Origin of the sequence: Kosakonia sp. 1610 (genome assembly GCF_050435845.1) — a bacterium.
GTDB lineage: Bacteria > Pseudomonadota > Gammaproteobacteria > Enterobacterales > Enterobacteriaceae > Kosakonia > Kosakonia cowanii.
The window spans coordinates 1,181,980-1,196,885 of sequence record NZ_JBNDKZ010000001.1 but is presented as its reverse complement, the minus strand read 5'-3'; the positions used below and the strand labels follow the sequence as shown (position 1 = coordinate 1,196,885).

Annotated in this window: 13 protein-coding genes; 5 read left to right on the top strand and 8 right to left on the bottom strand. The window is 55.9% G+C overall.

Features of this window, described 5'->3' with window-relative positions; all coding sequences use genetic code 11:
• Both ABIC80_RS05765 and ABIC80_RS05760 read left to right on the top strand, forming a co-directional pair.
• The gene (locus ABIC80_RS05765; protein ID WP_429175948.1) at positions 1–2,982 is read left to right on the top strand and encodes a virulence factor SrfB; all 2,982 of its coding nucleotides are present in this window, start codon (positions 1–3) and stop codon (positions 2,980–2,982) included.
• Positions 2,979–5,153 (top strand): virulence factor SrfC family protein, encoded by a 2,175-nt coding sequence (locus ABIC80_RS05760; protein WP_429175945.1) that lies wholly within the window; start codon positions 2,979–2,981, stop codon positions 5,151–5,153. The genes ABIC80_RS05765 and ABIC80_RS05760 overlap by 4 nt, the downstream gene beginning before the upstream one ends.
• A 30-nt stretch (positions 5,154–5,183) precedes the next feature.
• Here ABIC80_RS05760 and ABIC80_RS05755 read toward each other — a convergent pair whose 3' ends face one another.
• The 4 genes from ABIC80_RS05755 to ABIC80_RS05740 all read right to left on the bottom strand — a co-directional run bounded on the left by ABIC80_RS05755 (position 5,184) and on the right by ABIC80_RS05740 (position 6,907).
• Positions 5,184–5,945, bottom strand: a complete 762-nt coding sequence (locus tag ABIC80_RS05755; protein ID WP_429175943.1) for an alpha/beta fold hydrolase — start codon at positions 5,943–5,945, stop codon at positions 5,184–5,186.
• 65 nt (positions 5,946–6,010) lie between these two features.
• Positions 6,011–6,184, bottom strand: coding sequence for a GhoT/OrtT family toxin (locus ABIC80_RS05750; RefSeq protein ID WP_076769866.1), 174 nt, complete (start codon positions 6,182–6,184; stop codon positions 6,011–6,013).
• 105 nt (positions 6,185–6,289) lie between these two features.
• Positions 6,290–6,463 carry a GhoT/OrtT family toxin gene (locus tag ABIC80_RS05745; protein WP_071789450.1) on the bottom strand — a complete coding sequence of 58 codons (174 nt, stop codon included), beginning with the start codon at positions 6,461–6,463 and terminating at the stop codon, positions 6,290–6,292.
• 198 nt (positions 6,464–6,661) lie between these two features.
• Complete coding sequence (locus ABIC80_RS05740; protein WP_263754731.1) at positions 6,662–6,907, bottom strand: hypothetical protein; 246 nt, start codon at positions 6,905–6,907, stop codon at positions 6,662–6,664.
• Between the two features lie 256 nt (positions 6,908–7,163).
• On the opposite strand from ABIC80_RS05740, the gene ABIC80_RS05735 reads away from it, so the two are divergent.
• Positions 7,164–7,619, top strand: a complete 456-nt coding sequence (locus ABIC80_RS05735) for an ECs1072 family phage-associated protein (protein WP_232044980.1) — start codon at positions 7,164–7,166, stop codon at positions 7,617–7,619.
• A 41-nt stretch (positions 7,620–7,660) separates the two neighbouring features.
• On the opposite strand, the gene ABIC80_RS05730 is transcribed toward ABIC80_RS05735, so the two are convergent.
• Entirely contained in the window at positions 7,661–7,858 is a 198-nt protein-coding gene (locus ABIC80_RS05730) for a hypothetical protein (protein WP_054803609.1), read from the bottom strand.
• A 387-nt stretch (positions 7,859–8,245) separates the two neighbouring features.
• Between ABIC80_RS05730 and ABIC80_RS05725 the strand changes: the two genes are divergently transcribed.
• On the top strand, positions 8,246–9,184 hold the full coding sequence (locus tag ABIC80_RS05725) for a peptidoglycan-binding protein (protein WP_429175940.1): 939 nt from the start codon (positions 8,246–8,248) through the stop codon (positions 9,182–9,184).
• The gene (locus ABIC80_RS05720; RefSeq protein WP_305205752.1) at positions 9,181–9,624 is read left to right on the top strand and encodes a lysozyme inhibitor LprI family protein; all 444 of its coding nucleotides are present in this window, start codon (positions 9,181–9,183) and stop codon (positions 9,622–9,624) included. The genes ABIC80_RS05725 and ABIC80_RS05720 overlap by 4 nt, the downstream gene beginning before the upstream one ends.
• A gap of 567 nt (positions 9,625–10,191) precedes the next feature.
• On the opposite strand, the gene ABIC80_RS05715 is transcribed toward ABIC80_RS05720, so the two are convergent.
• The 3 genes from ABIC80_RS05715 to ABIC80_RS05705 form a co-directional block, all read right to left on the bottom strand.
• Positions 10,192–11,463: an acid phosphatase gene (locus tag ABIC80_RS05715; RefSeq protein WP_429175938.1), complete on the bottom strand. Its 1,272-nt coding sequence runs from the start codon at positions 11,461–11,463 to the stop codon at positions 10,192–10,194.
• Positions 11,464–11,747: 284 nt separating this feature from the next.
• Positions 11,748–13,172, bottom strand: a complete 1,425-nt coding sequence (patD, locus tag ABIC80_RS05710; protein WP_396462259.1) for an aminobutyraldehyde dehydrogenase — start codon at positions 13,170–13,172, stop codon at positions 11,748–11,750.
• A gap of 163 nt (positions 13,173–13,335) precedes the next feature.
• Positions 13,336–14,742: a PLP-dependent aminotransferase family protein gene (locus ABIC80_RS05705; RefSeq protein WP_042718131.1), complete on the bottom strand. Its 1,407-nt coding sequence runs from the start codon at positions 14,740–14,742 to the stop codon at positions 13,336–13,338.
• Between the last annotated feature and the right edge of the window lie 164 nt (positions 14,743–14,906).

Genomic DNA, 14,906 nt, shown 5'->3' with positions numbered 1-14,906 from the left:
ATGTTGGTTAATCTTTGCGACTACAAACAGAGCGTCACGCTGATCGCCAATAGCGGCGTGCAGTTTCTCGATTTCGGCCTGACGCCGCAGGACTCGGCGAACAGCGGCCGTTTTGTGCGTAAAACCGCGAACGGGCCGCTGCTGCGCCTCGATTTCGACGTGGTGAATGAGCGTTATACCCTGCCCAACCGCGACGGCGGTCAGCCGGAAGTGGTCAAACCCGAGAGCACTCACCCGCTGCAATACTCCCTGTCGATCCTCGACGGCGTCTGGTTGCCGATCCCGTTTCTGCGCTTCAACCCGCCGCGCACCTTCGTTGAAGGCCCGGATAACTGGGCGCGCGTGCAGATCCGCAAACTTCCCGAGCCGGACAGCGCCGGAAACACGCACCGCGTGGCGCTGGCTCTCGACAGCCAGATCAACGGCAACTCGCCCGCCGCCCTTGCGCCGCAGGAGAATGACATTCTCAACGGCACCCGCTTTTCGCTCGCCTGGCGCGATGATGAAGTGGCCGATTTTCTCGATCAGACGTGGGTTGATGGCTGGCTGCGCGAAGCGTTTTTGCACTTTATTACCCAGCATGAAAGCCGCAGCGAGCGCGAAATCCACCAGGCCCTGCGCGGTTTTGAGTACCAGGCGCACTGGCTGAACGTGATGTCGCTGCTCGGCATGCAGATTCAGGTGCCGGAAGTGAAAATCGTCACCCATACGCTCAGCACCCCGGCTATTCCGGTCGATCTCATCCTTGATGTGGGCAATACGCACACCTGCGGCGTGATTATTGAGGATCATGGCGACGCCAATGATGGCCTGCGCCAGACCGCTGAACTGCAAGTCCGCTCGCTCAGCGAGCCACAATTTCTTAACGAGCCGCTGTTTACCAGCCGGCTTGAGTTTTCCGAAGCGCGCTTCGGCAAGCAGCACTTTTCGGTCGAAAGCGGGCGTGAAGATGCCTTTATCTGGCCGTCGATCGTCCGCGTCGGCGATGAAGCACGCAAGCTGGCGATGCAGCGTATCGGTACCGAAGGCAACAGCGGCATCTCCAGCCCGCGTCGCTATCTGTGGGATGAAACCCCGGTGTTGCAGGACTGGCGCTTCAGCCAGATGAACAGCAAAACGCAGCGTGAACCGCTGGCGACCGCCTTCCCGCTGATGAACCTGATGAATGACGAAGGCCAGCCGCTCTACAGCCTGCCGTTGGATGAGCGTCTGCCGGTCTTCTCGCCGCAGTACAGCCGCAGCACGCTGATGACCCATATGCTGTGCGAACTGCTTTCGCAGGCGCTCGGGCAGATCAACAGCGTCGCAACCCGGCTACGCCTTGGCTTCCCGGCCTCGCCGCGCCAGCTGCGCACCATTATTCTCACCCTGCCGTCGGCGATGCCGAAGCAGGAGCGCGAGATCTTCCGCCGCCGCATGTTTGAAGCCATTGCCCTGGTGTGGAAAGCGATGGGCTGGCATCCGCAGGATGAGGATTTTGCCCAGCGTAAGCAGCAGGAAAAGAGCGTGGTGCCGGTGCCCTATATCCAGATGGAGTGGGACGAAGCCAGCTGTGGCCAACTGGTATGGCTCTATAACGAAGCGATCTCCCGCTTTGCCGGGCAGACCGAAACCTTTTTTGCCTCTCTCGCCCGCCCGGATCGCACCGAAGCGCCGGGCACGGTGCCGGGACGCTCGCTGCGCGTGGCCTCCGTCGATATCGGCGGCGGCACCACCGATATGGCGATCACCCACTATCAGCTGGACGACGGCACCGGCAGCAATGTCAAAATCACCCCGCAACTGCTCTTCCGTGAAGGGTTTAAAGTGGCGGGCGATGACATTCTGTTAGATGTGATCCAGCGCTGCGTGCTGCCTGCGCTGCAAACACATATGCAGAAAGCGGGCATTACCGACGCGGCGGCGATCATGGCGACGCTGTTTGGCGACTCCGGGCGTATCGACACCCAGGCGGTGCTGCGCCAGCAAACCACCCTGCAACTCTTTATGCCGGTTGGCCATGCGATTCTGGCGGCCTGGGAAGAGAGCGATATTAACGATCCGCTGGCTGGCCTTTATGCGACCTTTGGCGAATTGCTGAAGCAGACGCCGACGCGCAACGTGATGAACTACCTGAAGCAGGCGATTGATCATGCCCTGCCTGCCGGTTCGGCGGAGTTTGATGTGCTGTCAGTACCGCTGCAAATCACCTTCCGCGATTTGCAAGAGGCGATGCTGGCCGGGCAGTTTACCCTCACCGCTCCGCTGCACGCGGTGTGCGAAGCGATCAGCCACTACAGCTGCGACGTGCTGCTGATCACCGGTCGTCCGGGCTGCTTGCCGGGCGTGCAGGCGCTGATTCGCCATCTGCAACCGGTGCCGGTTAACCGCATGGTGTGGCTGGATAAGTACCGCGTGCATGAGTGGTACCCCTTCAGCCAGCAGGGCAAAATCGGTAACCCGAAATCGACCGCCGCCGTTGGCGCGATGCTGTGCAGCCTGGCGCTCGATCTGCGCCTGCCGCGCTTTAACTTTAAAGCGGCGGATATTGGTGCCTACTCGACGGTGCGCTACCTCGGCGTGCTCGATAACGTGGTTAATACCCTGCGCGATGAGAACATCTGGTATCACGATATTGATCTGGATAAACCCGGCGCGAAGCTGGATGCGCGGCTGCACTTCCCGCTGCGCGGCAATGTGACGCTCGGTTTCCGTCAGCTGGCGAACGCCCGCTGGCCCGCCACGCCGCTCTATACGCTGAGTATTAACTCGCAGGAGCTGGCGAAAACCATCGCCGGTGACGGGGTGTTGAATGTGCGGCTACAGTTTAGCGGCGGCAATAAACACCACGGCCCGGAGGCGTTTACCCTGAGTGAAGCCTGGTTGCAGGATGGCACCCCGGTTCCTGCCGATGCGTTAACGTTTAAATTGAATACGCTGGCCGACCGCCGACACAGCGGAAGCCATTACTGGATCGACAGCGGGAGTGTGTACCTGAAATGAGTGCGAGCGTAAAAACCACCCAAGCCTTAACTGCATGGATCACTAACAACCGTCAGCACTCACCGCTGCTCGATGATGACGCCGATGCCCTGCTGGCGCGCGTTACCGCCGCCGCGGCTGATGAACAGGCGCTGGCGGAGGTGGCTGACGCTCCCTGCACCGTCGGGCTGTATGGTCGCTCGCAGGCGGCAAAAGCGCATCTGCTCGCCGCCCTGTGCGGCAGCGGTAATGGCCGCATGCATGTGCGCCCCGGCGAAAAGACGCTGGATTACTTCAGTCACATTAACCCCGGTCACGCCCTCACCAGCATGGCGCTGCGTTTTAGCCAGCGCCTGCCGTTTATGGATGAGGGTTTCCCGCTCTGCCTGCGCATTCTCAGCGAAGCGGAGCTGGTCCAGCTGTTTATCGCTCATGCGCATCAGCAGCCGGACCTGCGTGCGGTTGATAAAGCGGTAATTGAAGATCGGGTCGCGAAATGGCGCGCGCTGCGCCAGCCTAACGCTGTGCCAGGGATCACCGCCGAAGAGATCGGCGCTATCGCCCGCTTCTGGCGCTCGGTGGTACCCGCCGCGCAGCAGCAGATGGATGATGCGCTCTGGTATCAGTTCGCCACCCTGCTGCCCTCCCTTGATCTGAGCGCGCGCGCCAGCGCCTGGTCGCTACTGTGGGGCGAACAGCAAGAGTTGACCCAGCAGTGGTTTGCCCTTGCGCATACCCTGCACCAGACCGGTAACGCCACCGAGATCGCCGCACCGCTGAGCATTCTGGTAGATACCTTTGCGCTGCCGACCGACGGTTTTCTAACCCCGGCGGTTGAGCAGGAAGAGGCGATCCAGGATGAAGTAGTGGTGCATCCGTGGGCCAATGAGCAGTTGCAAAACGCCGTCAGCATTCCGCTGGCCACGCTGGCGTTGATCACCCGCGAACTGGTGTTGCCGGTGGAAAACAGCCTGTTACCTGGCGTCGATATTCTGGATATTCCCGCCCCCGGCCCGCGTGAAGGCCAGCCGCTGTGGCGCAGTAAATGCCGCTGGCTGTTGGAGAACTACCGCCAGCGCCTGCAACCGGATGTGTTGATGATCTGCAACGCCACGCTCGATCGCGCGGAGACCGCGACAATCGCACGCGCGCTGCTGAACTGGGTGAAAGAGACGCAGTCGGGCCAGGAGTCGGCGCTGCCGGGTCTGGTCTGGGCGATTACGCCGCAGGATGCGCGCTTTACGCTGGCGCAAAATCTGGATGAGACCGTCCAGCAGCTGATTGGCAAACCGGGCCAGCACTGGGGCACATTGCAGGCGCTGGATGCCAGCAGTTTGCAGCGCCTGCTCGAGTGGCTGGCGCAAGCCACCGCGCCCGCCCTGCGCCAGCAGCGGCTGAAAGCGCTGAGCGACCGCCAGCAGCGCGCCCTGCGCGATCTGTTGCAGGCATGGGTCGTCAGCCCGGAACAGGATGCGGATGAGCAGCGTAAACGGGCGGAGTCCGTGGTGCGCGAACTGCAGGTTCAGGCTTCACGCCACGGTGAACTGCTGGAAGGATTGATGCCGGATATGCAGCAGTTCGATACGCTCTGGAAGGTACAGCAGCCGCGTGAAGAGAAAGTGAGCGGCCTGTTTAACGAGTCGATCGATCTGTTTGCTGAATCGGCTGAGAGTGCCGAGCCGCAGGCAATGGCGAAAGATGTCGGTCAGCAGGCGCACGCGCTGTGGGTCAACCACGTGCGCCAGTGGAGCCGCAACGATGACAATGCCGTGCGCCTGGGCGTCAGCCCGGCGACGCTGCGCCAGATGGCGGAGATTGTGATTATCAGCAGCTACCGCCTGCGCCTGCCGGAAACCCTGCAACAAATCATGCAGCGCGACACCGCCTGCGCGGCGCAGCTGCATGCCGCCATCGGCAACTTTGTTGCCTGGCTCGGCTATGCCGATCTCCCGCCGGAGAGCCGCCCGGCCAGCCGCGTGCAGAAAGGCAGCACCATTTTTGCTACCGCGCCGATTGAAGTGGGCGGCGAGCGGTTAACGCGTCTCGGCGATCAGCCGGTACACGCCGCAACCCGCTACGTCTACGACTGGCTGGTCGCGCTCTACAACCGGGCGATTGAGAATATCGGCTACCGCCACCCGCTCGATGTCACCCCCGAGGCGCGCGCGGCGCTAAAAGCGCTGCTGCCTTAACCCACAACCCGGCGAACTCCGCCGGGTTTTTTATTCGTGCTGGGCGATAAACGACCCGAGCGCCTGCGCCAGTGCCGATGGCTGCTCCCATGACATGGAATGCCCGGCGTCGGCGATAATCCGCAGATCGATCCCCTGCTGGCGGACTTCATCGGCGTCTTTATCCGGCAGCGAGTGTGCGCCGAAAATCAGCGTCTTCGGGCGCGGCAGGTCGACAAACAGGCTCATCCAGCCGGGCGTGATGCCCTCAACCAGGCTTTTCGCTTCCCGCCACATCGCCCAGGGCGCCGTGCTCTGCAAACTGCCCGCCCACGGCGAGGTCTCCCGCGCCAGCATCGCCGCATAGCCGCAGGTGACAAAATCCCCTTCGTCCATGCTCGCCACCTCGCGGCTGAACTGCCCGCCGCCGGGGTAAAAATTAGGCTCGGAAACCGCAAGACCATTAAGACGTGCGTTAACTTGCGAGGCGACCTCAATGGCAATGCTGCCGCCCATGCTGTGACCGTAGAGCCAGAAGGCATCCAGGCCAAGATGATCGAGCACTTCCACTACCACGTTTGCCTGATCGGTGGTGCGATAGGCGTAGCTGGCGGGTCGTTCACTGTAGCCGCTGCCGGGCAGATCGATAAGTATGGCGCGTCGTCCGGCGAGTGCCGGGTCGGTAATAATGCGTGGATATTCAAAGGATGATGCGCAGCCCAGGCCGTGAATAAAGACCACCGGGTCGCCTTCGCCCGGTAAGGCGTGCCAGCGAACGCGGCACTGCGCGTGGTGTGAATTGAGTTCGTCCATCTGCTCCCCCTCTTGCGTGATACTGGTATTTTATACAGCATTTCAGCGCAAGATTGCGAGCGAATTCAAAAGAGTGAAATAAGGAGCGCCACCGGGAAGCTGATCGGCCATGTTGCACCGACTAATAGCGCGCTCAATAAGCGCATGGTGCGCCTCTCTTTGGTGAGAAACCAGGTGACAAGCGCGCAAATCGTCGCCATTACCCCGTAAAAAATCAGCAGTTTTGTGTAGAGGTCCATCCGCTTTCTCCTGTCCATAGGCCAACGTGCAGTGCCTATGCTGCTCTCTTTCTTGCCCGCATGCTGTCGGGGCGGTCACGCTTTGCTTTAGCAGCCAGGCAGAGATCAGAAAATGGAGAACAGCAGTGCTACCGGAAAGCTCATCGGCCAGGTGGAACCGACCAGAAAAGCACTCAGCAGGCGGATGCGTTTACGATCGTGCGACAGAAACCAGGTGATAAAGGCGCAGATCAACGCCATGACACAATAGAACACCAACATTTTTTGGTATAACGACATAACAAGCATTAACCCAGAAGTAACAAAACGTGCGCAATATGCTCTTTTAATTGACCTTTATCAAGTTTAAATAGTTTCTCAAAACAGGCCATATGCCGCATTTTTGATCTAACGGGCTGAATCTATTCATAAACGTCCGCCGGGAGTAATCCTTGATGGGGAGGATAAATGCAGCGCCAGCGGACGTCTCTTTTCTGATTATTGTTGGCGCTCGCGCCACGCTTTAATCATCTCCTTTGTCACTTCATTAGCGTAACAAATAGGCGCATAACCCCCTGCTTTGCTCCAGGCACTGCGCCGCCCGCACGAACTGCCGTTCCGCGCGCGGTTAAACGGACAGGCGCAAGTGCCCGGATACTCGGCGATAGACTCTTCAATAATTGCCTGTTTGACCTGCGCGTCACTCAGCGTCGGACCTTTTGCCACCCCTTGCGGTGCCATCATCACGCTGGCAGCCACAATAACGCCTGCTAACCACGTCGCTATTTTCATTTTTTTATCCCGTGAAGGTATGAATCACAAAACTATTCTTATTATTCCTGCTCAATATTGATTAAAAACAACTCAACTTATTCAGATGCATTTCTGCATGAGATTTAACTTAAGTCTGATTATTAATATCGAAAGGCAGTAATTAAGTGCTGCTATATTTGGCGAGCCAGAATCTTCTCTGTTATTGTTTTTAACAGGCAAAGAAAAGGTGAAACAAGGTAAGTTTATGCAGAAATATGACGATCTGTGGCAAGCCATTGAAGTTCGGGTACGTGAAAATAATGACATCACGCTTAACGATTGGACCACGGATAGCGTGCGGGGCCATGCCGCGAGGCAGCGCATTGCGCAAATATTTATCCTCGAAGTCCTGCTGGCGCGCCATCGTGACAAGTATGCCAGTAACTTTGTTCCCCTTGCCGGTGAGGAGGCGCTCTACCATCTCATCTTCAAACGTACCGGCTGGAAGCCGTTTGAAGTAAAACAGCTCTCCTTTATCGATACGCTGTTTGTGCTGGCCGAACTGTTCCGCGACGAAAACTTACCGACAGAAGTCCGCGCCGTACTGCGCTCGCAGGGCATTAAAGATGAGGCGCTGCCCACCTACGATTTTTCAGAGAAAGATTGGGCACCGCGCGAAAACGAGGTGTTTCTGCGCCGTTAAGCAGCGCGATAAAAAAGGGGCTCAACTGAGCCCCTTTTTTATTACTGTGCCGCCACGCTACACTCCATTGTTAGCGCGAGCGGCGCACGGGCAAAATAAAACTCCTCTCCTTCACACCAGTAACTTTCAATCGGCATTGCGCCATATGAGAGTGTTGAAGAGATAGTTGTGTCGCCGTCATCCACGGTCAAAAACTCGGCAGCCCGCCCGGGAATCAGTACGACTACGATTTTACTCATTATGATTTAATTCCCCTGCCTGATTATTCAAAAAGCCAGCTATTATTACCGCTTTTTGTGACGGGGTAATGACATTATTTGTAAGTAATTTACAACCGTCCCTGCTTTGTTTTTGTTTCACATAGTCGCAGATGAGGGAGCATGCCTGCTTCACGCTTCATCCTCTGAGAGATAAGTGAAAAGCGCAGGTGCATTTCTGCATCTGTAAAAAAGTACTTTGCTCGTTGTATGTGCATAAACGTTTCCGTTTAGTGCGGAGATTGTCATAAATCCAGGAATCTCAAAAACCTAACACAAGCTAACTGTATGCAAGCCGGATACAATGCGTAGGCAATACAAAAAACGTTAGATGTATACCAGAAGTATGTCATGAAAAAGGAGATTTCAATGAGCCAAATTCAACAGACTCCGCCAAGGGTATTCAGGCTGATTTCATCAGTTGGTGATTGCGGTGCAAACGATCCTAAGGAAGTGCAAAAAATACAGCTGAAGCTAATTGACGCCGGATATGTTGTAGCTACCGGCAGAAGTATCAACCCTAATGGGCGCTGTGATGTTGATACCCTGGAGGCAATACGCTGGTCTCAGCGGTTGTTACATTTATCTCCAACGGGTCTTATTAATCCCACAGATATCTGGTTTATGCAGGCGCTGGAAGAAGTTACAACACCTAACTGGCGCCCCAAAAATGTCAGTGGATCACTTCATGTAAGCATCGGTCAGATAACTTTTGACGCTGAAGGTACCGATTACATTACTGCCGTTGCACCCTTCCGGCAGCGCAAGTACCCTTTTTTTTCCAGAATTCCTCATTGGCCACCCGTTGGCGGTTCAGGTGTTACTCTGGGTAGAGGTTACGATATGGGCAATCGCAGCGCCGGCGAAATCCTTTCAACGCTCATGCTGGCAGGAATTGAAGAATATAAAGCTCAGATATGCGCAAAAGCGGCGGGGCTCAAAAATCGAGAGGCAGAGCAATTCGTAAAAGTATATGGCCCGTTCGTAGGTGAAATTACACACCAGCAGCAAATACGGCTCTTCGAGATCGCATACCGTGAAAAAATTGAATATGGTAAAGGCGTTTACAGCCGGCATGTTGAGAAATTAAAAATAGTCAATGCTGTGCAGTGGAATAGCTTAGATAAAGTCATCAGAGATGCGTTTATTGACACGCTATATCAAGGCAATATTACGGCAAAACAGATGGTTAAAATAATGGCCCAGGGCGGAAGCAGGCAACAAATCATCGATTATCTGCGAAACGACAGCAATCTTGGTAATGACAAGAGAAGAACAATCATAAGAGTGAGGAATCTGCAGCAATGAATAAGATCTTGATTTTAGTCTCTCTCCTGCTGGCATCTGATGCCTTACTGGCTGCGACTGCTACAGATATTACGTCGAATAAAGATGTTGATGCCTGCATTCAGAAAAATGGTGAGAACAACAGCGAGTGTCTGGAAGACATCAACGACAAATCAAACAAGGCTCTTATCACCGCTTACACTGAAAAACTTAAACAAATTGAAAACTTCGATTATACCCAGTGGTGGATGGGTGATGAGAATCGAAGGAAAGGCATGATCGAAGCTTTCAGGAAAAGCCAGAGTGAATGGTTAACATACCGTAATAGTTACTGTAATGCGGCTGCGACTGGTTCTCAAGGCAGCCATCTGCTCGGGGCTGCCACAACTGGGTGTAATATAAATATGAACAATCGACGCATTACTGAAATACTGATGATTCAAATACAAAATCAAAATTAAGCATCTTAATTGCTAATGTATGCTGAGCAAAACGGCGATCGTTTTGCCATCCTTAACAATAATTTTGACTCACTGCCCCACCTGTACCCGTAAGAAAGCGGCCACAGCACAATCACTCTGTATTGCGGCCGCTTACCTCTCTGTCAGTATTTGATCATCATGTACGGGACATTTTTCATGATGTGAGATGAAGTAAGCTCAAAGCAGGTCGAAAGCAATGTATTAGCGCAAGACGAATCGACACTTTCAAAGGTTTCGAGTTGTCTTACGCTAATTTATTGCCCCATCCTTCACATCACCGGAATAGCATGGACGACACATCCAGCATCAACATGTGGACACTGGCTTATCCATTGGATCTTGGGTGAGCCATTCCTGATAAAACCCCACTTATCGCAAGTCAATACGCTCGAGGTAGTCTGAAAAAATGCATGTCTTATTTCAGATACGCTGAAACCAGATGACGCGACGGTAGCTGAAATACAAGGATGCCAGCTTGTCCGAACCGGGTGCTTTTGGCTTCAGACAACAATACTGTGCCGGCCGTGCCCGAATCGTTGTGAAAACTTACTTCGCTTTATGCGCCATCGCATAGGCTTCTGGCAGGTTCAGACGTTGCCAGAAGTTCTGATCGGCGGTTTCGCCAGAGAGCGGATAACCACCCGGCAGAGCCGTTTTCACCATCAGGTCACGACGTGCGGACGCCGACAGATTCGGTAGCGCCGCCTCCAGCAGCACTTCCGCCCCTTCCGGTACTTTCACCGGCTGCAGGTTGCCTTTTTGCTGCGGAAGATCATAGGTCATGGTGAAGCGGTAAAACTCTTTCATCGCCGGGTCACGATACGGATCGTCTTTGCCAGCCGTCCTCGCGCACTCTGCCAGGGAGGTGCCGCACTCTTTTTCCAGAGCCGTACGCAGTTGATCGCGCGCTTCGTTAAACAACTTACGATAAGCCGGGTCATTGAGGTAATGCGCCACGTTACGCTGGGCCACCATTCTTGAACCCATCACATCCAGCGGATAATGCACGCCCAGCACGATGCGTGAATAGCCATAGCGCGCACCGCGCTCTACAAGCGAGTCAAAGCGTTCCGGGATCATCTCCGCCATCAGCAGAGAATCGGTGTAACCGGTATTGGTATGGCCGCTCGGGAAGGAGCCGCCGTCGGCCGAGTATGGTTTGTTATCTTTCACTACCACATCATCCGGGACCTGGTGAATGGTATTGCCCTGAATCAGAAACGGACGTTTGTAGTCAAAGTGCTTCTTCGCCGCGCCGGTGCTGACTTCGCTGGTTTTGATCAGCGCGGCGGCTTTGCTTAATTCACCTTTATCATAGGCGGCGATAAACGCTTTACCCAGACGAGGACCGAGCGCGTCAGAGAGAAAATAGAGGTAGCTGATACCTTCAGCATCCGCCAGCGCCTGATGGCGCAGCCCTTGGGTGGCATCGAGGTTAATCGTCTCAACGGTTTTCAGGTTCTGATCCAGCACCGGTGCAGGAAGCTTGCTGAACGCGGAGAGCAGTTCAATGCCCGCCTTTTGGTTGTCTTTCACTTTGAAATCATAGCCGCTGGCTTTCAGCCAGGCGGTATCGGCCTGTTTTGCGCTTTGCGCCGCTTTCTCCAGTTGTTCGCGCTCCACTTTTGCACCGTCGCCTTTCAGCGCGTCACGCAGCGCGGACAGAGACTGGCTTTCCAGGCTATCAAATGCCTGGCTTACCGACGCCGGCGTAGTGGTATTTGCAATGTCGCGTGCAACAGTCAAAGGGACATCTTTCGCCATCGCCTGATGAGCAAGCAGCAGGGAAGCGGTTAACAGCGTCATACGGGCTTTCATTTTTTATCCTTTTATTCAAACAATAACCTTGCCTGCGCATGACGCTAGTCCTGTAAATTGACGCTTTTGTGACACGGAGACACTTTGAAACGTTTTATGGCAGCCTGAAACAAGCGCACCGGCCAGGCATTTTCATGCCCGATTTTTTGTCTAACCCAGCCGCTGCGTCCCTGGGCACACTTCTCCCTATCCCAACAGTAACTTTGACTTCACTGCCCCACCCGTGCTCCAAAAGAAAGTGGCTGCAACACAATAGTCTTGCGTTACAGCCACTTAAACCTTTCTCAGTGCTTTATCATCACATGCCGAACCACCGTGTAATCCTCCAGGCCGTAAATCGACATATCTTTGCCATAGCCGGAGTGTTTTTGTCCGCCGTGCGGCATTTCACTGACCAGCATAAAGTGGGTGTTAACCCAGGTGCAGCCATACTGTAGCCGCGCGCTGATGCGGTGCGCGCGTCCGACATCTTTGGTCCATACCGATGAGGCGAGGCCGTAGTTCGAATCGTTGGCCCAGCCGAGCACCTGTGCTTCGTCATCAAACTCTGTAACGCTGACCACCGGACCAAACACTTCGCGCTGTACGATCGCGTCCTCCTGCTTTGCGCCTGCCAGCAAGGTTGGCTGATAGTAATAACCTGCGCCCGGCTGTTTATTGCCGCCGGTCACCACCTTGATATGCCCGAGCGCCTTCGCCTCATCGACGGCGCGCGTTACGCGATCAAGGTGCGCCTGGGAGCTGAGCGGCCCGAGCTCGGTAGACTCATCGTTTGGCTCGCCCATCTTCAGGCTGGCGACGGCGGCGCCGAGCTTCTCAACCAATGCATCATAGATGCCCTTTTGCGCATAGATGCGGCATGCAGCGGTGCAATCCTGCCCGGCATTATAGAAGCCAAAGGTGCGTACCCCTTCGACCACCGCGTCGAGATCGGCATCATCAAACACAATCACCGGCGCTTTGCCGCCGAGCTCCATATGGGTGCGCTTAATAGAGGAAGCGGTATGAGAAATGATGTGCTCACCGGTAGCAATCGAGCCGGTCAGCGAGACCATGCGCACCTTGTGATGGCCGGTTAAGCGATCGCCGACGCTCTGTCCGCGGCCAAACAGCACATTCAATACGCCTGCCGGGAAGATGCCTTGCGCTAGCTCCGCCAGCTTCAGCAGGGTCAGCGGTGTAATTTCGGAGGGTTTGATTACCACGCAGTTTCCCGCCGCCAGCGCCGGGGCAAGTTTCCACGCCGCCATCATCAGCGGGTAGTTCCACGGTGCAATAGAGGCCACTACGCCTAATGGATCGCGGCGAATCATTGAGGTGTGCCCCTCAAGATATTCGCCCGCCGCCAGCCCGTTCAGGCAACGCGCGGCACCGGCGAAGAAGCGGAAAACATCCACCACCGCCGGAAGTTCATCATTTAATACGCAGTGCAGCGGCTTGCCGCAGTTGAGCGACTCGAGGCGCGCGAACATCTCGGCGTTATCCTCAATCACCTGCGCCAGTTGCAGCAGCGCATCGGCGCGCGCTTTTGGCGTGGTCTGCCCCCACTCGACAAAGGCCCGGTCTGCTGCCTCGACGGCTGCGTCGACCTGCGCGTGTGACGCTTCGGCGATCGACAGCAGCACCTCGCCGGTGGCGGGATTATAGACCGCCTGCTCTTCACCTTCGCCGTTAACCAGTTCGCCATTAATAAACAGTTGATGTTGCATCGCGTTCCCTCTGCCCGGTCAATAAGTCTGTTTACGGATTAGCCGCAAGGCCCCCACGCTATTAAAAATAGACGGCGCGCAGAGAGAACGGGTGGGCAGCCAGTGCTGAACTGTGTTGCTATTCACATTTCCTATGAATAGCGCTCAGCGCAGCGGCAAAAGGTTATTGCATCATCTGGCGGATCAGCTCGCCGAGGCGCATCGCCGCCCGCTCCTCTTTCTCGCCCCACGCCCAGGCACAGTTAAAGCGAAAGAAGGATATCCAGTTATCGGAGGTGGAAAACATCTTGCCCGGCGCAATGCTGATGTGGTGCGCCAGCGCCTGCTGGCTGAGCACGCCCGCATCCAGGCCGTTCGGCAACTCAAGCCATAAAAAATAGCCGCTCTCGTTGCGGTAGATTTTCACCTCCGGTGGCAGATGGCGCAGTAACGCCTGCCAGGCGAGATGCTTGCGCTCCGCCAGTTGGCGGCGCAAGCGGCGCAGATGTGCGTCGTAGTGATGGGTAGAGAGATAATCAACCAGCGCCAGCTGTAGCGGCGAACTGGTGGATAAGGTGCTCATTAATTGCAGCTGCTGGATGCGCCGCGCGTGACGCCCGGCCGCTACCCAGCCGACGCGAAAGCCGGCGACAAGGCATTTTGAAAAGGAGGAACAGTGCAGGGTCATATCCTGTTTATCCCAGGCTTTGGCGGGCAGCGGCTGTTCGCGGCCATAATAGAGCTCGCTGTAGACATCATCTTCAATCAGCGTGACATTGTGCGCGGTCAGCAACTCAACCAGCCGCGCCTTTTTCTCCGGGCTGAGGGTGAAGCCGAGCGGGTTCTGGCTGTTGGTCATCAGCCAGCAGGCTTTCACCGGGTATTCGGTCAGCGCCTGCTCAAGCGCGTCGAGATCGATGCCGGCTTTCACATCCGTCGGTACCGAGAGCGCTTTCAGTTTCAGCCGCTCCAGCGCCTGTAGCGCGCCATAAAAACAGGGGCTTTCAATGATCACCCAGTCACCCGGCTCGGTGACGGCCTGCAGGCTGAGGTTTAGCGCCTCGAGGGCACCAGCGGTAATCACAATCTCATCCGGTGAGATATTCATTCCCTGGCGGGCGTAACGCCGGGCGATAGCATGGCGTAACTGGCTGTTGCCCGGCGGCAGGTTCTCAATCACGCTCATCGCCCCTGCGCTTTTGCTTACCTTCGCCAGCGAGCGGTTAAGCTGCGGCATCGGAAAGAGTTTCGGATCGGGAAACGCGGAGCCAAACGGCAGCACCGAGGCATCACAGCTCGCCTGCAAGACATCAAATATATAGGTGTTGATATCCACCGCTTCGTCGCGCATTACCTGCGGCGCAGGCGCGCGTGTCATGCCTGGCGTCGGCGCGACAAAATAGCCCGACTGCGGGCGCGCAATCACCCGCCCCTGGCTCTCGAGCAGCTGATACGCATGCCCGACGGTCATAAAACTCAGCCCGCTGCTCGCCACCTGTTCACGCAGCGACGGCAGCTTTTCACCCGGACGCCAGACGCCAAGTTCAATTTGTTCAACGATTTGCTGCGCCAGGCGCTGATATTTTTTCATGGTTGTTCACGTGACCGAAGAGTACGTCATGATGGCACGCTAATGGCGATCTCGCTATATCAGTTTAGAAAAAGTGCGCAATGCGTCGAACTGTTATAGACAGTTACAACCATGACTTTCTGGTGAATATTTCCCGTTTCGCCTGGACTATCCTGCAACCTGCC